The 19,728-nt window shown below is 69.4% G+C and carries 17 protein-coding genes, 1 tRNA gene and 1 pseudogene; 14 read left to right on the top strand and 5 right to left on the bottom strand.

The genetic code is table 11. The annotated features are described in order from the left end of the window. Positions 1-161 precede the first annotated feature (161 nt). From ACZ5DS_RS29735 to ACZ5DS_RS29710, 6 genes are all read left to right on the top strand, one after another. Positions 162-1,208 carry an ABC transporter substrate-binding protein gene (locus ACZ5DS_RS29735; RefSeq protein WP_468244471.1) on the top strand — a complete coding sequence of 349 codons (1,047 nt, stop codon included), beginning with the start codon at positions 162-164 and terminating at the stop codon, positions 1,206-1,208. Between the two features lie 42 nt (positions 1,209-1,250). Then, positions 1,251-2,093 carry a siderophore-interacting protein gene (locus ACZ5DS_RS29730; protein WP_468244468.1) on the top strand — a complete coding sequence of 281 codons (843 nt, stop codon included), beginning with the start codon at positions 1,251-1,253 and terminating at the stop codon, positions 2,091-2,093. A 114-nt stretch (positions 2,094-2,207) separates the two neighbouring features. Continuing rightward, on the top strand, positions 2,208-3,650 hold the full coding sequence (desA, locus tag ACZ5DS_RS29725; RefSeq protein ID WP_468244465.1) for a lysine decarboxylase DesA: 1,443 nt from the start codon (positions 2,208-2,210) through the stop codon (positions 3,648-3,650). Beyond that, positions 3,634-4,920, top strand: a complete 1,287-nt coding sequence (locus tag ACZ5DS_RS29720) for a lysine N(6)-hydroxylase/L-ornithine N(5)-oxygenase family protein (protein ID WP_468244462.1) — start codon at positions 3,634-3,636, stop codon at positions 4,918-4,920. Before desA ends, ACZ5DS_RS29720 begins: the two co-directional genes overlap by 17 nt. Beyond that, positions 4,917-5,447: a GNAT family N-acetyltransferase gene (locus ACZ5DS_RS29715; RefSeq protein WP_468244460.1), complete on the top strand. Its 531-nt coding sequence runs from the start codon at positions 4,917-4,919 to the stop codon at positions 5,445-5,447. The genes ACZ5DS_RS29720 and ACZ5DS_RS29715 overlap by 4 nt, the downstream gene beginning before the upstream one ends. Beyond that, positions 5,444-7,213, top strand: a complete 1,770-nt coding sequence (locus ACZ5DS_RS29710; protein ID WP_468244457.1) for an IucA/IucC family protein — start codon at positions 5,444-5,446, stop codon at positions 7,211-7,213. Before ACZ5DS_RS29715 ends, ACZ5DS_RS29710 begins: the two co-directional genes overlap by 4 nt. Before the next feature lie 63 nt (positions 7,214-7,276). Here ACZ5DS_RS29710 and ACZ5DS_RS29705 read toward each other — a convergent pair whose 3' ends face one another. Further along, positions 7,277-8,878, bottom strand: coding sequence for a beta-N-acetylhexosaminidase (locus ACZ5DS_RS29705; RefSeq protein ID WP_468244455.1), 1,602 nt, complete (start codon positions 8,876-8,878; stop codon positions 7,277-7,279). 62 nt (positions 8,879-8,940) lie between these two features. Here ACZ5DS_RS29705 and ACZ5DS_RS29700 point away from each other — a divergent pair, with 62 nt between their 5' ends. Continuing rightward, positions 8,941-9,822: a DUF4429 domain-containing protein gene (locus tag ACZ5DS_RS29700; protein ID WP_468244452.1), complete on the top strand. Its 882-nt coding sequence runs from the start codon at positions 8,941-8,943 to the stop codon at positions 9,820-9,822. Positions 9,823-9,844: 22 nt separating this feature from the next. Here the strand turns inward: ACZ5DS_RS29700 and ACZ5DS_RS29695 are convergent, their stop codons facing one another. Continuing rightward, complete coding sequence (locus ACZ5DS_RS29695; RefSeq protein WP_468244450.1) at positions 9,845-11,413, bottom strand: purple acid phosphatase family protein; 1,569 nt, start codon at positions 11,411-11,413, stop codon at positions 9,845-9,847. Positions 11,414-11,578: 165 nt separating this feature from the next. On the opposite strand from ACZ5DS_RS29695, the gene ACZ5DS_RS29690 reads away from it, so the two are divergent. Both ACZ5DS_RS29690 and glmS read left to right on the top strand, forming a co-directional pair. Next, a complete protein-coding gene (locus tag ACZ5DS_RS29690; RefSeq protein WP_468244448.1) occupies positions 11,579-11,836 on the top strand; it encodes a hypothetical protein in 258 nt (85 codons plus the stop codon). Positions 11,837-11,872: 36 nt separating this feature from the next. Continuing rightward, positions 11,873-13,690, top strand: a complete 1,818-nt coding sequence (gene glmS / locus ACZ5DS_RS29685) for a glutamine--fructose-6-phosphate transaminase (isomerizing) (protein ID WP_468244445.1) — start codon at positions 11,873-11,875, stop codon at positions 13,688-13,690. A 145-nt stretch (positions 13,691-13,835) separates the two neighbouring features. Here glmS and ACZ5DS_RS29680 read toward each other — a convergent pair whose 3' ends face one another. Then, positions 13,836-14,396, bottom strand: coding sequence for a GPR1/FUN34/YaaH family transporter (locus tag ACZ5DS_RS29680; protein WP_468244442.1), 561 nt, complete (start codon positions 14,394-14,396; stop codon positions 13,836-13,838). Between the two features lie 124 nt (positions 14,397-14,520). Then, positions 14,521-15,048: a universal stress protein gene (locus ACZ5DS_RS29675; RefSeq protein WP_468244440.1), complete on the bottom strand. Its 528-nt coding sequence runs from the start codon at positions 15,046-15,048 to the stop codon at positions 14,521-14,523. A gap of 315 nt (positions 15,049-15,363) precedes the next feature. Between ACZ5DS_RS29675 and ACZ5DS_RS29670 the strand changes: the two genes are divergently transcribed. The 5 genes and pseudogenes from ACZ5DS_RS29670 to ACZ5DS_RS29650 form a co-directional block, all read left to right on the top strand. Then, positions 15,364-15,621 (top strand): hypothetical protein, encoded by a 258-nt coding sequence (locus ACZ5DS_RS29670; protein ID WP_468244437.1) that lies wholly within the window; start codon positions 15,364-15,366, stop codon positions 15,619-15,621. A gap of 377 nt (positions 15,622-15,998) precedes the next feature. After that, the gene (locus ACZ5DS_RS29665) at positions 15,999-17,216 is read left to right on the top strand and encodes a helix-turn-helix domain-containing protein (protein ID WP_468244434.1); all 1,218 of its coding nucleotides are present in this window, start codon (positions 15,999-16,001) and stop codon (positions 17,214-17,216) included. A 142-nt stretch (positions 17,217-17,358) separates the two neighbouring features. Next, positions 17,359-17,961: an oligoribonuclease gene (gene orn / locus ACZ5DS_RS29660; protein ID WP_468244431.1), complete on the top strand. Its 603-nt coding sequence runs from the start codon at positions 17,359-17,361 to the stop codon at positions 17,959-17,961. Between the two features lie 115 nt (positions 17,962-18,076). After that, positions 18,077-18,149: transfer RNA gene (locus ACZ5DS_RS29655), tRNA-His, on the top strand. A 68-nt stretch (positions 18,150-18,217) separates the two neighbouring features. Continuing rightward, positions 18,218-18,578 (top strand): annotated as a pseudogene (locus ACZ5DS_RS29650) (Rossmann-fold NAD(P)-binding domain-containing protein); the annotation flags it as partial. A gap of 1 nt (position 18,579) precedes the next feature. Here the strand turns inward: ACZ5DS_RS29650 and ACZ5DS_RS29645 are convergent. Next, positions 18,580-19,638 carry a LacI family DNA-binding transcriptional regulator gene (locus tag ACZ5DS_RS29645; RefSeq protein ID WP_468244428.1) on the bottom strand — a complete coding sequence of 353 codons (1,059 nt, stop codon included), beginning with the start codon at positions 19,636-19,638 and terminating at the stop codon, positions 18,580-18,582. Between the last annotated feature and the right edge of the window lie 90 nt (positions 19,639-19,728).

Genomic DNA, 19,728 nt, shown 5'->3' with positions numbered 1-19,728 from the left:
GGCCAACCCTCAGGCCATCACGCAGCTCGGAGCCACGCAGGCAGAGGGCGATTACGGCCGACCCTCGCGCCCCATCCCCCTGGACATCAGATGAGGTTAGGCTAACCTATCTTCGAACTTGTCCGGCGGGCGCCTCGCCCCGTTCGAAAGCAGTCATACCCATGCCCCATGCCCGTGCCACCCACCTCACTCGCCGCGGCATCCTCGCCGCCGGAGGCGCCCTCGGTCTCGGTGCCGCGCTCGCCGCCTGCGGGGACGACAAGGGCAACGACGGGGACTCCGGCAAGGCCGCGAAGAGCGGCAAGTCCGGTCCCTGGAGCTTCAAGGACGACCGCGGGACGACCGTGAAGCTGGACAAGACCCCCGCGAACATCGTCGCGTTCACCGGTGTCGGCGCCGCGTTGTACGACTACGGCATCCAGGTCAAGGGCGTCTTCGGACCCACGAAGACCACCGCAGGCAAGGCCGACGTCCAGGCCGGCGACATGGACATCAGCAAGGTGACGGTCCTCGGCAACACCTGGGGCCAGTTCAACATCGAGAAGTACGCGGCCCTCGCACCCGACGTGCTCGTCACGACGATGTTCGACAACGCCGGCACCCTCTGGTACGTCCCCGAGGAGTCGAAGAAGAAGATCGGCCAGCTGGCCCCCAGCGTCGGCATCTCCGTCTTCGACCGTCAGCTCACCCAGCCGCTGCAGCGCATGTGGGAGCTGGCCGAGTCGCTCGGCGCGGACATGAAGGCCGCGAAGGTGACGGACGCCAGGAAGCGGTTCGAGGATGCGGCCGCCCGGCTGCGCGCCGCCGCCAAGGCCAAGCCCGACCTCAAGGTGATGGCCGGTTCCGCGAGCGACCAGCTCTTCTACGTCTCCGGCACCAACCTCTCCATCGACCTGGAGTACTTCAAGTCCCTCGGCGTGAACTTCGTCGAGCCCCCGGAGAGCGCCAAGAAGCAGGGCGGCGGCTGGTACGAGTCGCTGAGCTGGGAGAACGTCGACAAGTACAAGGCCGACATCATCATGATGGACGACCGCTCCTCGGCGATCCAGCCCGCCGGCATCACCAAGGCCACCTGGAAGAAGCTGCCTGCGGTGAAGGCGGGTCAGGTCATCGCACGCTCTCCCGAGCCGATCCTGTCGTACGACAAGTGCGTGCCGCTGCTGACGAGCCTGGCGGAGGCCTTGGAGAAGGCCAAGAAGGTCAGCTGATCCCCCTCACATCCCTTCCTGAATCCAGCCTCAGGAGCCCATATGACTACGGCCGTAGCCGCCCCGTTCCGGTTCTTTTCCCTTCAGGTCGTACGGACGAGGCGGCTCGGGCCGTCTCTGGTCCGGGTCACCTTTGCCGGTACCGACCTGCACGCCTTCCACTCCGACGGGCGCGACCAGTCCCTGTCGCTGTTCCTGCCGCATCCCGGGCAGGCCGAACCCGTCGTACCGCTGGAGCTGGGGGACGGGTGGTGGCAGGGGTGGCGTGAACTGCCGGACGACGTACGGGCCGTGATGCGCTCGTACACGCTGCGCGCCCTGCGCCGGGACCCCGACGAGATCGACATCGACTTCGCGCTGCACGGCGTCGAACCCGGCGCGCCCACCCCGGCCGGACCCGCCTCCCGCTGGGCCTCGCACGCCGCCGCCGGTGACCGTGTCCTGCTGCTCGGCCCGGCGATCGCCGACAACCGGGCGATACGGTTCCGGCCCCCGCAGGACACCGATCTCGTCGTTCTCTGGGGCGACGAGACCGCCGTGCCCGCGGCCACCGCCATCCTCGAATCACTCCCGGCCGGCACCCGGGCCCGCGCCTGGCTGGAGGTGCCGCACGCCGGCGACATCCAGGACGTGGCGACCGAGGCGGATGCGGAGATCACCTGGCTCGTACGACACGGCGGCTCCCCCACGGCCGTCGACGCCGTACGGCACGCCCAACTGCCCGCCGCCGCCGAGCCGTACGTGTGGATCGCCGGTGAGTCGGGCCGGGTGAAGGAGCTGCGCCGGCACTTCGTCGGTGAGCGCGGGATCTACCGGCGGCGCATCACCTTTGTCGGTTACTGGCGGCAGGGCATGACGGAGGAACAGCTCCGCGCGGCCGAGTAACTCCCCCTGACGTGATGCCGGTCACGGGAGAGGTGTGCCTCCAAGCTCAGAACTTAGGTTAGGCTAACCTAAGTTCACTCCCCCGCACGGACAGTCCCCTCGGAGGACCCCCACATGCGCTCGCACCTGCTCAATGGCCTCACCGCGGAGCACTACCGCCGCTCCGTGACCGAAGGAGTCGAGCGGGTGGCGGCCAAACTCGCCACCACCGACCGTCCGTTCACCGGTGTCACCGTCGACGCCCTCGCCCCCCGCATCGACACGATCGACCTCGACCGGCCGCTGGGCGACACCGCCGCGGTCCTGGACGAGCTGGAGGACGTCTACCTCCGGGATGCGGTCTACTTCCACCACCCCCGCTACCTGGCCCACCTCAACTGCCCGGTCGTCATCCCGGCGGTGCTCGGCGAGGCCGTGCTGTCCGCGGTCAACTCCTCGCTGGACACCTGGGACCAGTCGGCCGGCGGCACCCTCATCGAGCGCAAGCTCATCGACTGGACCACCGCCCGCATCGGCCTCGGCCCCGCGGCCGACGGCGTGTTCACCTCGGGCGGCACCCAGTCCAACCTGCAGGCGCTGCTGCTGGCGCGGGAAGAGGCCAAGAGCGACAGCCTCGGCGAACTGCGGATCTTCGCCTCCGAGGTCAGCCACTTCAGCGTGAAGAAGTCCGCGAAACTGCTCGGCCTCGGCCAGGAGTCCGTGGTCGTCATCCCCGTCGACCACGACAAGAGGATGCAGACCGTCGCCCTCGCCCACGAGCTGGAACGCTGCCGTCGCGACGGCCTCGTCCCCATGGCCGTCGTCGCCACCGCCGGCACCACCGACTTCGGCTCCATCGACCCGCTGCCCGAGATCGCCGAGCTGTGCGCCCAGTACGGCGTCTGGATGCACGTCGACGCCGCCTACGGCTGCGGACTGCTCGCCTCCCTGAAATACCGGGACCGCATCGACGGCATCGAGCGCGCCGACTCGGTCACCGTCGACTACCACAAGTCCTTCTTCCAGCCGGTGAGTTCGTCCGCCGTACTGGTCCGGGACGCGGCCACCCTGCGCCACGCCACCTACCACGCGGAGTACCTGAACCCGCGCCGCATGGTGCAGGAGCGCATCCCCAACCAGGTCGACAAGTCCCTGCAGACCACCCGCCGTTTTGACGCCCTCAAGCTGTGGATGACCCTGCGCGTCATGGGCGCCGACGGCATCGGCGAGCTCTTCGACGAGGTCTGCGACCTGGCCGTGGCGGGCTGGAATCTGCTCGCCGCCGACCCGCGCTTCGACGTCGTCGTCGAGCCGTCCCTGTCCACCCTCGTCTTCCGCTACATCCCGGCGGCCGTCACCGACCCGGCCGACATCGACCGCGCCAACCTGTACGCCCGCAAGGCCCTGTTCGCCTCCGGCGACGCCGCGGTGGCGGGCACCAAGGTCGGCGGCCGCCACTACCTGAAGTTCACCCTGCTCAACCCCGAGACGACGCCGGCCGACATCGCCGCCGTCCTCGACCTGATCGCCGGCCACGCCGAGCAGTACCTGGGAGAGTCCCTTGACCGCGCGTCCTGAAGCCCCGAACAAGACCTACGACTTCGTGGGGATCGGGCTCGGCCCCTTCAACCTCGGGCTCGCCTGCCTGACCGAGCCGATCGCCGAACTGGACGGCGTCTTCCTCGACTCCAAGCCCGACTTCGAGTGGCACGCGGGCATGTTCCTGGACGGCGCCCACCTCCAGACCCCGTTCATGTCGGACCTGGTCACGCTGGCCGACCCGACCTCGCCGTACTCCTTCCTCAACTACCTGAAGGAGAAGGGCAGACTGTACTCGTTCTACATCCGCGAGAACTTCTATCCCCTGCGGGTCGAGTACGACGACTACTGCCGCTGGGCGGCCGGCCGGCTCAGCAGCATCCGCTTCAGCACCACGGTCACCGAGGTGACGTACGAGGACGACCGCTACGTCGTCCGCACCGACACCGGCGAAACGTTTCGGGCCCGGCGCCTGGTCCTCGGCACGGGGACGGTCCCCCATGTTCCTCAGGCGTGCCGCGGGCTGGGCGGCGACTTCCTGCACAACGCGCAGTACATGCACCGCAAGGCGGAGCTGCAGGAGAAGACGTCCATCACGATCGTCGGCAGCGGCCAGAGCGCCGCGGAGATCTACTACGAGCTGCTGTCCGAGATCGACGTACGCGGCTACCAGCTCAACTGGGTCACCCGCTCCCCGCGGTTCTTCCCGCTGGAGTACACCAAGCTGACCCTGGAGATGACGTCCCCGGACTACATCGACTACTTCCGCGCGCTGCCCGAGGAGACCCGCTACCGGCTGGAGAAGCAGCAGAAGGGCCTGTTCAAGGGCATCAACTCGGATCTGATCGACTCGATCTTCGACCTGCTCTACCAGAAGAACGTCGAGAGCGGCGACCGCCCGGTCCCCACCCGCCTGCTCACCAACTCCTCGCTGTCCGGTGCCCGTTACGAGGACGGCGCGTACACGCTCGGCTTCCACCAGGACGAGCAGGACAAGGACTTCGAGATCCGCACCGAGGGCCTGGTGCTGGCCACCGGCTACCACTACGAGCCGCCGGCCTTCCTCGACCCGATCCGCGACCGCCTCCGCTTCGACGGCCACGGCCGCTTCGACGTCGCCCGCAACTACGCCATCGACACCACGGGCCGCGGCGTCTTCCTCCAGAACGCCGGCGTCCACACCCACAGCATCACCAGCCCCGACCTGGGCATGGGCGCGTACCGGAACGCGTACATCATCCGGGAGCTGCTCGGCACGGAGTACTACCCGGTCGAGAAGACGATCGCGTTCCAGGAGTTCGCAGTATGACTTTCACTTTCCGTACGGTCGATCCACTGAAGGACGGCGAACTCCTGCACTCCTGGGTCACCCATCCCAAGGCGTCCTTCTGGATGATGCAGGACGCGAAGCTGGAGGACGTCGAGCGGGCGTACATGGAGATCGCCGCGGACGAGCACCATCACGCGCTGCTCGGGCTGCGCGACGGGACGCCGGTGTTCCTGATGGAGAAGTACGACCCTGCGCACCGGGAGCTCGTGGGGCTGTACGAGCCGCAGCCGGGTGACGTCGGCATGCACTTCCTCACCCCCGCGACCAGGACACCCGTGCACGGCTTCACCAGGTCCGTCATCACCGCCGTGATGTCCCACCTCTTCGAGGACCCGGCGACCCGGCGCGTCGTGGTCGAGCCGGACGTGCACAACAAGGCCGTGCACGCCCTGAACGAGGCCGTCGGGTTCGTGCCCGAGCGGGAGATACAGAAGCCGGAGAAGAAGGCGTTGCTGAGCTTCTGCACGCGGGAGCAGTTCGTCGCGGCGACGGGGGTGGCCGCATGAGCCTCGCCGACGCCGTGGCCCATCTGTCCCCCGAGCGCTGGGCGACCGCCAACCGGCTGCTCATACGCAAGGCGCTCGCCGAGTTCGCTCACGAGCGCCTGATCACACCCGAGCAGGAGGGTGACGGGTACGTCGTCCGCAGTGACGACGGACTGACCTCCTACCGTTTCTCCGCCGCCCGACGCGCCCTGGACCACTGGCAGGTCGACGCCGGCTCTCTCACCCGGCACCGCGACGGCACCGAACTCCCCCTCGCCGCCCTGGACTTCTTCATCGAACTGAAGGAGTCCCTGGGCCTGAGCGACGAGATCCTGCCCGTCTATCTGGAGGAGATCTCCTCCACCCTGTCCGGCACCTGCTACAAGCTCACCAAGCCGAAGGTCCCCTCCGCCGAGCTGGCGGCGAGCGGCTTCCAGGCGATCGAGACCGGGATGACCGAGGGCCACCCCTGCTTCGTCGCCAACAACGGGCGGCTCGGGTTCGGCGTCCACGAGTACCTGTCGTACGCGCCGGAGACCGCGAGCCCGGTCCGGCTGGTGTGGCTGGCCGCGCACCGCTCGCGGGCCGCGTTCACGGCGGGTGTCGGGATCGAGTACGAGGACTTCGTCCGGCAGGAGCTGGGCGCGGAGACTGTCGAGCGGTTCCACGAGACGCTGACCGGCCGGGGCCTCGACCCCGCCGACTACCTGCTCATACCCGTCCATCCCTGGCAGTGGTGGAACAAGCTCTCCGTCACCTTCGCCGCCGAGGTCGCCCGGCAGCACCTCGTCTGCCTCGGCGAGGGCGACGACGAGTACCTGGCGCAGCAGTCCATACGAACCTTCTTCAACACCTCCGACCCGCACAAGCACTATGTGAAGACGGCCCTGTCCGTGCTCAACATGGGCTTCATGCGCGGGCTGTCGGCCGCCTACATGGAGGCGACCCCGGCGATCAACGACTGGCTCGCGCAGCTCATCGAGAACGACAGCGTGCTGAAGGCGACCGGCCTGACGATCATCCGGGAGCGGGCGGCCGTCGGCTACCGGCACCTGGAGTACGAGCAGGCCACCGACCGCTACTCGCCGTACCGCAAGATGCTGGCCGCGCTGTGGCGGGAGAGCCCGGTGCCGTCGCTGCGGGAGGGCGAGTCGCTCGCGACCATGGCGTCCCTGCTGCACGTGGACCACGAGGGCGCCTCCTTCGCGGGCGCGCTGATCGAGCGGTCGGGCCGTGCGCCCGCGGAGTGGCTGCGGCAGTACCTGAGGGCCTACTTCACCCCGTTGCTGCACAGCTTCTACGCCTACGACCTGGTGTTCATGCCGCACGGGGAGAACGTGATCCTGGTGCTGAAGGACGGGGTCGTGCAGCGCGCGATCTACAAGGACATCGCCGAGGAGATCGTCGTGATGGACCCGGACGCGGTGCTGCCGCCCGAGGTGTCGCGGATCCGCGTCGAGGTCCCGGACGACACGAAGCTGCTGTCCGTCTTCACGGACGTTTTCGACTGCTTCTTCCGGTTCCTCGCGGCGAACCTCGCCACCGAGGGGATCCTGGAGGAGGACGACTTCTGGCGCACGGTCGCGGAGGTCACCCGTGAGTACCAGGAGGCGACGCCCGAACTGGCCGAGAAGTTCCGCCGGTACGACATGTTCGCGCCCGAGTTCGCGCTGTCCTGCCTGAACCGGCTCCAGCTGCGCAACAACAAGCAGATGGTGGACCTCGCCGATCCCTCGGGCGCCCTTCAGCTCATCGGCACCCTGAAGAACCCGATCGCCGGCCTCTGACGGCTCGCACAGACGGACGGGCACGCCGGAGTACGGTCCTCCGGGGTGCCCGTCAGCCTGTGCTCAGCTCGCCGGCCAGGGAACCTGGGGCGACTTGTAGTACCTGATCCCGAGGGCGTCCCAGCGCGGGCCCTGGGCGGCCAGGCGGACCGTGTAGCGCGCCCAGTCGTGGGTGGCCGCCGGGGACCAGCCGAGCTCGGCCGCGCCCGCGAGGCGCGGGAAGGCCATGTACTCGATGTCGGCCGACCGGGTGAGGGTCTCGGACCACAGGGGTGCCTCGACGCCCTTGACGGCCGAGGCGGGTGCACCGGGGAGGTAGGCGCCCGGGTTCCAGTCGTAGGAGCGCTTCACCTCCACCAGGCCCGCCCACTTCGTGCCGAGCCTGGTGTCCTTGGTGTACTTCATGTCGAGGTAGATCCGGTCGGCCGGGGAGAGGATCAGCCCGGTGCCGTTCTGGGCGGCCTTGGCCACCTGGGCCTTCTCCGCGGCGCTGGTGCCGTCCACGCCCCAGTACTGGGCGAGGGCGCCCTGGGCGGGTGTGGCGCCGGTCAGCTGGTGCCAGCCGATGACCGTCTTGCCGTACCGGGCGACGATCGGCTGCACGCGGTCCATGAACGTCACGTAGTCGGTGTGGCTGGTGGAGTGCGCCTCGTCGCCGCCGATGTGCAGGTAGCGGCCGGGGGTGAGCGCTGCCAGCTCGCGGATGACGTCGTCCACGAAGGTGTACGTCACCTCCTTGGGCACGCACAGCGAGCTGAAGCCGACCTCGGTGCCGGTGTACAGCGGGGGTGCGGTGCCGTTGCAGTTGAGGTCCGCGTAGGAGGCGAGGGCCGCGTTGGTGTGGCCGGGCATGTCGATCTCGGGGACGACCTCCAGATAGCGGGAGGCGGCGTAGCGGACGATCTCCTGGTAGTCGGCCTTGGTGTAGGAGCCGCCCCTGCCGCCGCCGACCTGGGTGGAGCCGCCGTAGGCGGCCAGCCGGGGCCAGGAGTCGATGGCGATGCGCCAGCCCTGGTCGTCGCTGAGGTGCAGATGCAGGGTGTTGATCTTGTACAGGGCCATCTGGTCGATGTAGCGCTTGACCTGAGCGACCGTGAAGAAGTGCCGGGAGACGTCCAGCATCGCGCCGCGGTAGCCGTAGCGGGGGCTGTCCTCGATGGTGCCGCCCGCGATCTGCCAGGGGCCGGGCTGGGCGCTGTTCTTCTCGACGGAGGCCGGGAGCAGCTGACGCAGCGTCTGGACGCCGTGGAAGAGGCCGGCGGGGGCGTTCGCGGTGAGGGTGACGCCTCCGGGTCCGCTGGTGAGGCGGTAGCCCTCGGCGCCGAACGGTCCGTCGGTCAGCTGGAGTCGGATGCCGCCCGTGCCCTGCCCGGTGACCGGCAGCGGGTAGCCGGTGGAGGGCCGCAGGATGCCGGCGAGGTAGGTGCCGATCCGGCGGACCTCGGCCGAGTCGTCGACGCGGACCTGGGTGGCGCGGGTGATGCGGTACGGGGATCCGCCGGGCTTGACCGAGGCGGGCGCCGGGACCACCTGGTCCAGCGGGGTCGCCGTCGCGGCCTTCGGTGCGGGCGCCGCGCCGACGGTGGACACGCCTGCCGCCGCCAGAAGCAGCAGCGAACCGAGGACGCGGGTCAGTCGGGGAGTCGTGCTGTGGTTCCGTCTCACATGCGCTCCCTTCACGAGTGGTAAAGACCACTCTCCCGCAGATCCGGTGAAACAATCCCCGCATGGCGGAAATCATCCAGAAGGACGGCACCTGGACCTTCGACGGCGACGCCCTGCGGCTGACCCCGGGGCGGGACAAGAACGTCGGCCTGCTGCGCCGGACGCTGGGTGAACTCGTCGTACCGCTCGGCGCCTTGGCGGGTGTCTCCTTCGAGCAGGGCAAGAAGTCGGGGCGGCTGAGGCTCAGGCTGCGCGACGGCGCCGACCCGCTGCTGCACGCCACCGGCGGCCGGCTCACCGAGCTCCACGACCCCTATCAGCTGACCGTGGAGTCCGACCGGTACGGCGTCGCCGAGTACTTCGCGGACGAGGTCCGTAACGCCCTGCTGCTGGACGGGGTTTCCCCGGAACCGGTCGCCGAGTACCTGCTGTCCGGGCCGTCGGTGCCGCTGTCCGCCTCGGCCGGGGACGGCACGGCTGGCTTCGACGGCGAGCAGGTGCGCCTGGAGTGGAACTGGAAGACGGAGGACGCGAAGGCCGCCACCGGGCCCCGTACGATCCCCGTGGCGGAGATCACCGCCGTGGAGTGGCAGCCGGCGGCCGGGCTGGAGAACGGCCATCTGCGGTTCACCGTGCGCGGCGCACCCGCCACGGCACCGCCGAAGTACGACCCCAACGCGGTCGAGCTGTGGGGCTTCAAGAAGGACCCGCTGATGGCCCTGGTCGCGGCCGCCGTGCAGGCCCGGCTGCCGCACCCGTCGGCGCCGGCCGCCGGAACGGACGTACGGCCCGAGCCACCGCAGCTCATGAAGGCGTCCCCGGCCGAGGACGACCACGACGCGCTGCTGCGCCGGCTGCGTGAGCTGGGCGAGCTGCACCGCTCGGGGGTGCTGACGGACGAGGAGTTCGCCCTGGCGAAGCAGGCGGTCCTCAAGCGCATGTGAGGACCGCCCGCTCCGGGAAGGTCTACTTCGCCCGGCGCGCCACCGTGAAGTGGTCGATCCGGTCACCGGTCTCGGCGATGCCCTGGACCTGCAGGGTGGTGTAGCGGCCACTCGGCGCGGGAGTGACGTCCACGCGCAGGAAGGAGTAGTTCAGGTAGCGGACGCGCGACCAGGTGACGGTCTCGGGCTGCCGGGCGCCGTCCTTGAGGCAGATGAACGAGGACACGGAGTCGACCTCGTTCTCGTGACCCTCGTAGGAGTCCGGGGCGGTGAACGCGTACAGGCTGCGGCCCGCCGCGCCGGCCGTGACGTAGACCACGCCCTCGGTCTCGGGGTAGGCGGTGCCGCCGATCGGCAGCTTCTTGGTGACCTCGCCGCCCTTGATGACGTCGGTGCGCTCGTACTGGTGGTTGTGGCCGTTGATGACCAGGTCCACCTGGTACTTGTCGAACAGCGGCACCCACTCCTGGCGCACGCCCCCCTCCGAGGCGTGCGCCTTGGACGTGCAGTACGCACAGTGGTGGAAGAAGACGACGATGAAGTCGATGTCGTCCGCGGCACGGAACTTCTTCAGCTGGTCCTCGAACCACTTCGTCTGGGTTCCGCCTGATATGCCCAGGTTCGCCGGGATCTCGAAGGAGATGTCGTTGGGGTCCAGCGAGATGATCGCCGTGTTGCCGTAGACGAAGGAGTAGACGCCCGGCAGGTTCTTGGCGTCCGGGCCGTTGTCAGGAAGGGTCCAGCGGGCCTCCTCGCCGCCGTAGCCGTTGGGCGAGTACCAGGCCTCCATGTCGTGGTTGCCGTAACTGACCATCCACGGGATCTGCTTGGCGACCGACTCGGTCTGGTACAGGAACTGGTCCCAGGTGCGCGAGTCGAACCCGGTGTCGGTGGTCTTGCCCGCGCCGGACGGGTCGCCGTAGGCGATGTCACCGGCATGCAGGTGGAAGGCCGGGTTCTGGCCGAGGATCAGGCTGTCGTTGGCCAGGGCGTGGTAGCTGACGCCCTGGTCGCCGAAGGCCGTGAAGGTGAACGGCTCCGCGCAGCCGGGGGCGGTGGTGAAGGTGCCCAGGGTGCCCAGCAGGTGCCGCTCGGCCGGGTCGAAGCCCTGGTGGCCCACGCCGTAGTAGTACGTCCTGCCGGGGCGCAGGTGGGTGAGCTTGGCGTGGAGGTAGTACTGCGTGTGGTCGCCGCTCGCGCCGACACCGGCCGGGGTGTAGAGGGAGCGGACCTCGGCGGGGATCTTGCGGGAGAGGTCCCACGGGTGGGCGCCGATACGGATGAACGGGTCCTTCACCGCGACCGGGACCTGCCAGGAGACGGTGATCTCGGTGCGCGGGTCGTTGCCCCACGCGAGGTGGCGGCCGAAGGGGGCGACGTAGGCGCCGTCGACCGTCTCCGTGGCGGGGGCGGTCCGCTGGGTCGGTACGGCGGCCTGGGCGGTGCCGCCCGGAACGAAGGCGCCGCCCGCGACGGCGCCCAGCGTGACGGCGCCGCCCCTGATCATGGTGCGTCGTGAGAATCTGGCGCGCAGGTACTCATGCTGCTCGGCCATGCTCATGCGCTCGGCCAGCTTCTCGGGTACTCCCATACGAGGAATGTCCATGGCGTCTGAAACTCGTGCCCTTGAGCAACAGCGCGCAAGACGACGGATGGACAGTTTGCAAACAGAGCCCCATAAGAGTTTCAACACACCCGTGCCCGGAATCGGGCAGGATTCTTGCGAAACTCGCGCCGGTACCCCAGGATCTACCGGGTGCACGAGGAACTTGTCGATCATCTGACGCGGTCCACGCCCCTGAACCGGGGCGAGGCGCTGCGGGTGATCCAGGACGTGCTCGCCTACTTCGACGAGACGACGCAGGACTTCGTCCGTCGCCGCCACCGCGAACTGCAGGCCCAGGGACTGCAGAACACGGAGATCTTCGAACGGATCGAGGCGGACCTGACATACCGGGCGGTGGCGCCGCCGGAGCTGACGCTCAGGCAGCTGCGCCGCATGGTCTACGGCTGAGAACCAGTCGGACGACAGGCTGAGGGATACCTATATATGTGCGGAATTGTCGGATACATCGGGAAGCGTGACGTGGCTCCCCTGCTCCTGGAGGGCCTGCAGCGCCTGGAGTACCGGGGCTACGACTCGGCGGGCATCGTCGTCACCTCCCCGAAGACGGCCGGCCTGAAGATGGTCAAGGCCAAGGGCCGGGTGCGCGACCTGGAGGCGAAGGTCCCGGCGCGCTTCAAGGGCACGACCGGCATCGCCCACACCCGCTGGGCCACCCACGGCGCCCCCTCCGACGTGAACGCCCACCCGCACATGTCGGCCGACCAGAAGGTCGCCGTCGTCCACAACGGCATCATCGACAACGCCGCCGACCTGCGCCGCAAGCTGGAGGCGGACGGCGTCGAGTTCCTCTCCGAGACCGACACCGAGGTGCTCACCCACCTGATCGCCCGCTCCCAGGCCGAGACCCTGGAGGAGAAGGTCCGCCAGGCCCTGCGCGTGGTCGAGGGCACCTACGGCATCGCCGTGATGCACGCCGACTTCGCCGACCGCATCGTGGTGGCGCGAAACGGCTCCCCGGTGGTCCTCGGCATCGGCGAGAAGGAGATGTTCGTCGCCTCGGACATCGCCGCCCTGGTCGCCCACACCCGGCAGATAGTGACGCTGGACGACGGCGAGATGGCCACCCTGAAGGCCGACGACTTCCGCACCTACACCACCGAGGGCACCCGCACCGCGGCCGAGCCGACCACCGTGGAGTGGGAGGCCGCCTCCTACGACATGGGCGGCCACGACACCTACATGCACAAGGAGATCCACGAGCAGGCCGACGCCGTGGACCGCGTGCTGCGCGGCCGCATCGACGACCGCTTCTCCACCGTGCACCTCGGCGGACTCAACCTGGACGCCCGCGAGGCCCGGCAGATCCGCCGCGTGAAGATCCTCGGCTGCGGCACCTCGTACCACGCGGGCATGATCGGCGCCCAGATGATCGAGGAGCTGGCCCGCATCCCCGCCGACGCCGAGCCGGCCTCCGAGTTCCGCTACCGCAACGCGGTCGTGGACCCCGACACCCTCTACGTCGCCGTCTCCCAGTCCGGTGAGACGTACGACGTCCTCGCCGCCGTGCAGGAGCTGAAGCGCAAGGGCGCCAGGGTCTTCGGCGTCGTCAACGTCGTCGGCTCGGCGATCGCGCGCGAGGCGGACGCCGGGATCTACGTCCACGCGGGCCCCGAGGTCTGCGTGGTCTCGACGAAGTGCTTCACGAACATGACGGTGGCCTTCGCCCTCCTCGCCCTCCACCTCGGCCGCACCCGTGACCTCTCGGTCCGCGACGGCAAGCGGATCATCGAGGGCCTGCGCAAGCTGCCGGAGCAGATCACCGAGATCCTCAAGCAGGAGGAGAAGATCAAGGAGCTGGCCGAGCTGTACGCAGACGCCCGCTCGATGCTCTTCATCGGCCGCGTCCGGGGCTACCCGGTGGCCCGCGAGGCCTCCCTGAAGCTCAAGGAGGTCTCCTACATCCACGCCGAGGCCTACCCCGCCTCCGAGCTGAAGCACGGCCCGCTGGCCCTCATCGAGCCGGCCCTCCCCACGGTCGCGATCGTCCCCGACGACGACCTGCTGGAGAAGAACCGCGCGGCCCTGGAGGAGATCAAGGCCCGCAGCGGCAAGATCCTCGCGGTGGCCCACCAGCACCAGGAGAAGGCCGACCAGACGATCGTCGTCCCGAAGAACGAGGACGAACTGGACCCGATCCTGATGGGCATCCCGCTCCAGCTGCTGGCGTACCACACGGCAAAGGCGCTCGGGCGGGACATCGACAAGCCGAGGAACCTGGCGAAGTCGGTAACGGTGGAGTAGGAAACCGCCCGACCACGGCAGCGATAATTGAGCAACCCCCGCGGCGAGCAACCACGTCCGCGAGAGCGGCGCCGGTTTAGGCGCAAAAAGGGGACCCCCACGTGTGCCACCCATCACGTGGGGGTCCTTTCAGTGCCGCTGCGGATCAGCCGGTGGCCGTCACCCCCCGGCGGGCGGCACGCCCGGGAAGCGCCGTCGGCCAGTGAGCCAGCGAGGCCGTCGCCGCGTACCAGGCCACCGCCCCGGAGACGGCGGCAACCCAGCCACCCACCTTGGTCAGACTGGAGCTGTCCGCGAACTGCGCGACAGCGAGCACCAGCATCGCCAGGAACAGCAGCCCGTGCATGGCCTGCCCCAGGGTGTCCCCACCCGCCAGGGTCAGTGTGAGCGCCACGAGGGCGAACAGAAGCAGGAAGAGTCCGGCCGCGTTGGCCGACATCTGGCCCGCGACGGCCCAGGTGAACCAGAGAGCGCCGAGGGCCACGAAGCCCGTGCCGGAGCCGCTGTCACCGGCACGGAAGGCCAGTAGACCGACGAGGAAGAGGGCGACGCCGCCCACATAGTGCGCCAGTGACACGGCGTCGGAGGCTCCCACGCCGTCGATCACGCCGGTCGTACCGAGCCCGAACGCCAACAGGGTGACACCCAGGGCGAGTCGGCCGACCACGGTAGTGCTTCCGATTCCCGCAGAGACGTCGTTGTCCACGGCGGGCTCCCTTCATGCTGTGCAGTTGCGCGGTGACCGATATATGCCCTTCACAAGGGCACAAACACCTCTACGCACAAGTAGTTTCGCGCTGTACAAAGGGAGTTGACCGAGAGTCGGAAGCTCAGGGGATGACGATCACGGGCCGCTGCGCCCGCTTGGCGAGCCGTCCGGCCACGGAGCCGAAGATCCGGCCCACGATCCCGTGCGTCGAGCCGACCACGATCGCGTCGGCCTCGTACTCCCGCCCCACCTCTTCGAGCTCGTGGCAGATGTCGCCGCCGCGCTCGACCAGGATCCAGGGCACCTCGGCCAGATAGTCCGCGCAGGCCAGCTCCAGACCGAGCACCTCGGTGCGGTGGTCCGGCACGTCGACGAAGACCGGCGGCTCGCAGCCGGCCCACACGGTGGTGGGCAGCCGGTTGGCCACATGGACGATGATCAGGCCCGAGCAGGAGCGGTGGGCCATGCCGATCGCATAGGCGAGGGCGCGCTCACTGGACGTCGAGCCGTCGAAGCCGACGACCACGCCGTGCTTGAAGGCGGGGTCGCAGGAAGGGCGTGACTCTTCCGCCGCCAGGGGATCGGCCGCCGTGGGATCGGCGACCGGCCGCTTGCGGTCCGCGGGTTCGAAGAATTCGTGACCGGCCATGGCTGTCTCGGCGTTGTGATCCTTTGTGGGTGGGGGGTGACATCGTGCTACGGAGCTGTGTCCGGGATTCGTCTTCCCAACCCCATACCCCCAAGGGTACGGCGGCACGCCTCCTCTGCCCAGATCCTGCGCACGCTCCGTAAGCGCCCCCCTGATGTCCGTAGGGGTTCCCCGGAGCATGCACGAGCCGCGCCCGTAACGCAATGGTTGCTGCCCCGTACAGGCGGTTTGCACGGGATTCCCGGGGCGGCGCCCGGTGACCCACCGATCGAACAGGCGTTGAACCCGGTGAGTCATCGCCACAGGGAGTACGAGATGTCCGGACGCCGCTCCACCACCGACCCACGCCCCGCTCCGGACACCACGAGCGACGTGATCCGCTGGGCGGCCTTCAGCTGCGTCCTCGTACCCGTGATCCTCCTCTGGTACGGCACCTCGCTCGCCGGTGCCGCCGGCACCGCCCTCGGTCTCGCCGCCGTCACGGCCGCCTGCCGCGTCCTGCTGCGGCGATCCGAGCGTTGCGCCCAGCAAAGAGGCGGACGTCACACCAGGGGGGAGACACCGGTCGACTGACCGGTTTTTGCGCCTCTGAACGCATCTTTTCGGCCAACTTCCCGATAGGCCTCGGGAGGGGTCGTAACCACCCCCCAACCCCCGTTCCACCTGCACGGACAGGGTCCGGGGCGACCTGCGCACCCTACGCGGATTGGCCACTGCGACAAGGCGCACTTCCCTGCACGGCCCACGAGTGCAACCCTTCGTGATCGAATGCTTCACGCCAAGTTGTCATGTCGACAATGCCCGGCGTGTCGAACCGGCCACCGTGAGACCGCGGTAGCCAGTAGATTCGATCTTGATGTCTTACGGCGGGGGACTCGTGCAGGACCGAGGGGAAACGTGCAGGAGCGACACAACCGAGGAGCCGCGACCACCGAGGGGGGCTTAGCAGGATGAGCCACGACTCCACTGCCGCGCCGGAATCCGCGGCCCGGAAACTCTCCGGGCGACGCCGCAAAGAGATCGTCGCGGTGCTGCTGTTCAGCGGCGGCCCCATCTTCGAGAGTTCCATACCACTGTCGGTGTTCGGGATCGACCGCCAGGACGCCGGCGTGCCGCGCTACCGACTGCTGGTGTGCGCCGGCGAGGAGGGCCCGCTGCGGACCACAGGGGGCCTGGAACTCACCGCACCGCATGGGCTCGAAGCGATCTCACGCGCGGGGACGGTCGTCGTACCGGCCTGGCGCTCGATCACTTCGCCGCCGCCGGAGGAGGCGCTCGACGCGCTGCGCCGCGCGCATGAGGAGGGAGCCCGCATCGTCGGGCTGTGCACGGGCGCGTTCGTCCTCGCGGCGGCGGGCCTGCTGGACGGCCGCCCGGCGACCACGCACTGGATGTACGCACCGACGCTGGCCAAGCGCTATCCGTCGGTCCACGTGGATCCACGCGAACTGTTCGTCGACGACGGCGACGTACTGACCTCGGCCGGTACGGCCGCGGGGATCGACCTGTGTCTGCACATCGTGCGGACGGACCACGGCAACGAGGCGGCCGGCGCGCTCGCCCGGCGGCTCGTGGTCCCGCCGCGCCGCAGCGGCGGTCAGGAGCGCTACCTCGACAGGTCTTTACCCGAAGAGATCGGCGCCGACCCGCTCGCCGAGGTCGTCGCCTGGGCGCTGGAGCACCTCCACGAGCAGTTCGACGTGGAGACCCTGGCGGCACGCGCCTACATGAGCCGTCGTACGTTCGACCGCCGGTTCCGCTCGCTCACCGGCAGCGCACCGCTGCAGTGGCTGATCACCCAGCGGGTGCTCCAGGCGCAGCGGCTGCTGGAGACGTCGGACTACTCCGTGGACGAGGTGGCGGGCCGCTGCGGCTTCCGCTCACCGGTGGCGCTGCGCGGGCACTTCCGCCGCCAGCTCGGCTCGTCCCCCGCCGCCTACCGGGCCGCCTACCGGGCCCGGCGGCCGCAGGGCGACAGGCCGAGTGACCCGGAGGCGCAGATGGCACAGCCAGGGCTGGCGGGCTCGCCCGGCCTGCACGGCCCCGGGCCGCTGGGCCACACGCCGCCGATGCTGCACCCGGACCGGGAAAGCGGGGTTCCCATGCAGAGCCGCCGCCAGCACGCCGGCGCGGTGAGCCTGCTGCCGGGGCCGCGCAGCGGCAGCTGAGCGAGGTGCGCGCTCGAGGGGGCGGGGTACACCCGCCCCCTCGGTGTTTTCAGCAGGCGGAGGTCCGGAGATGGCAGCCCCCAGCAGGCCCACCGGCAACACGGGGCACCCAAACAGGCGACGCCAGCTTTAGGGTGGTCGCATGAACGATCGCATGGTGTGGATCGACTGCGAGATGACCGGCCTCTCGCTGTCCGACGACGCGCTCATCGAGGTGGCCGCCCTCGTCACCGACTCCGAGCTGAACGTACTCGGCGAGGGGGTGGACATCGTCATCCGCCCGCCGGACTCGGCGCTGGAGACGATGCCGGAAGTGGTGCGTCAGATGCACACCGCGTCCGGGCTGCTGGACGAGCTGGCCGGCGGCACGACGCTGGCCGACGCCGAGGAGCAGGTCCTCGCCTATGTCCGGGCGCATGTGAAGGAGCCCGGCAAGGCCCCGCTGTGCGGCAACTCCGTCGGCACCGACCGCGGCTTCCTGCTGCGGGACATGCCGACCCTGGAGGACTACCTCCACTACCGGATCGTCGACGTGTCCTCGATCAAGGAGCTGGCCCGCCGCTGGTATCCGCGGGCGTACTTCAACAGCCCGGAGAAGAACGGCAACCACCGGGCCCTCGCCGACATCCGCGAGTCGATCGCCGAACTGCGCTACTACCGCGAGGCCATCTTCGTCCCGCAGCCCGGCCCGGACTCCGACACCGCGAAGGCGATCGCCGCCAAGCACGTCCTGCCTGCTCAGTAGGGCTTTGAAGGACCCCCGCACGGGTGCCGTAAAACCTGTGCGCGAGCACCCCTTCGGACCCTGTAGACTTCTTCTCGGCCGGTCGGGGAAACGACAAGTTCCACCGCCGGTCGTGGTGGGTGTAGCTCAGCTGGTAGAGCACCTGGTTGTGGTCCAGGATGTCGCGGGTTCGAGTCCCGTCACTCACCCTGAGTGATCAGCCGGTGACTCCGTCGCAAGACGGGGTCACCGGCTGATTCGTTTCCGGCGCCTTCCGCTCCGGAGGGCGGAGCCGCACCTCGACGGTCTGATCAACAACGCGGTGGCGGGCGGCGGTGCCGAACCACTCACACGCGAGGTGAGCCACCAGGGCCATGAACTCCGCTTCGCCGTGAACCACCTCGCCCCCTATGCCCTCACCCGCGGCCTGCTGCCCGCTGGAGCGGGACTACAAGGGTCTGCGCGCCTACTGCAGAAGCAAGCTGGCCATGATCATGGCGACCTTTGAGCTGGCCGCCGAACTGCACGGCACCGGAGTCACGGTCAACGCCCTCCACCCGGCCCGTCTGATGGACACGAACGGCGTCCGCGCATCCGGCCTCACCCCTGTCACCAGCACGGACGAAGGATCGAGGCCCCTCAAGACGACGCCCGCACCACCAGCTCCGTGGGCAGCACCGCATGCCGCCGCTCCAGCCCCCGGGACACCGCCGGGCGGCGGTCGGCGATCTCGGTGAGGAGGAGGTCGATCATCGCGCGGCCCATCTCCTCGATGGGCTGGCGGACGCTGGTCAGCGGGGGGTCCATGTGGCGGGCGATGGCCGAGTCGTCGTATCCGACCAGCGCCACGTCGTCGGGGATGCGGCGGCCCGCCTCGCGCAGCACCTGGCGGGCGCCCGCCGCCATGACGTCGGAGCCGGCGAAGACCGCGTCCAGGTCGGGGTGGCGCGCGAGCAGGGTCGTCATCGCGCGGCGGCCGCCCTCCTCGGTGAAGTCACCGGGCTCGACGAGGAGTTCGTCCGGCTCCCGGCCCGCGTCCCGCAGTGCGTCGCGGTAGCCGTCGACGCGGCACTGGGCGCCGTAGACGTCGAGGCGGCCGGTGACGTGCGCGATGCGGGTGCGGCCCCGGAGGAGCAGGTGCTCGACCGCCGAGCGGGCGCCGCCGTAGTTGTCCGAGTCCACCGAGGTGAGCGCCTCCGCGGCCGAGCGCGGACCGCTGATCACCGCCGGGATCTCCAGCTGGGCGAGCAGGTCGGGGAGCGGGTCGTCGGCGTGGACCGAGACCAGCAGGACGCCGTCCACGCGGTGGGCCGCCAGGTACTGCGCGAGGCGCTGGCGCTCGCGGTCGCTGCCCGCGAAGATCAGCAGCAGCTGCATCTCCGTCTCGGAGAGCTCGGCGCCCACGCCGCGCAGCATGTCCGAGAAGTACGGCTCCGCGAAGAACCGGGTCTCCGGCTCGGGGACGACCAGTGCGATGGAGTCGGTGCGGTTGGCCGCGAGGGCGCGGGCCGCGGTGTTGGGGACGTAGCCGAGTTCGGCGACCGCGGCCTCGACCGCCGCACGGGTCGCGTCGCTGACCCGGGGCGAGCCGTTGATCACCCGGGAGACCGTGCCGCGGCCCACCCCGGCCCGGGCGGCGACCTCCTCGAGCGTGGGCCGGCCCCCGCTGCGGCTGCCCCGCGCTCCGTGGCTCGCCATGGACTCCGCCTCCCTCGACACCCGATCCCGGCTGGCTGGAATGTAACAGTCCTGGCCAGAACGGTGAGCGCCAACAGGCGGCCGGGACGG

The organism is Streptomyces sp. NPDC031100, assembly GCF_055570785.1.
The sequence above is the reverse complement of the archived record's forward strand: the minus strand, read 5'-3'. Positions and strand labels throughout refer to the sequence as shown.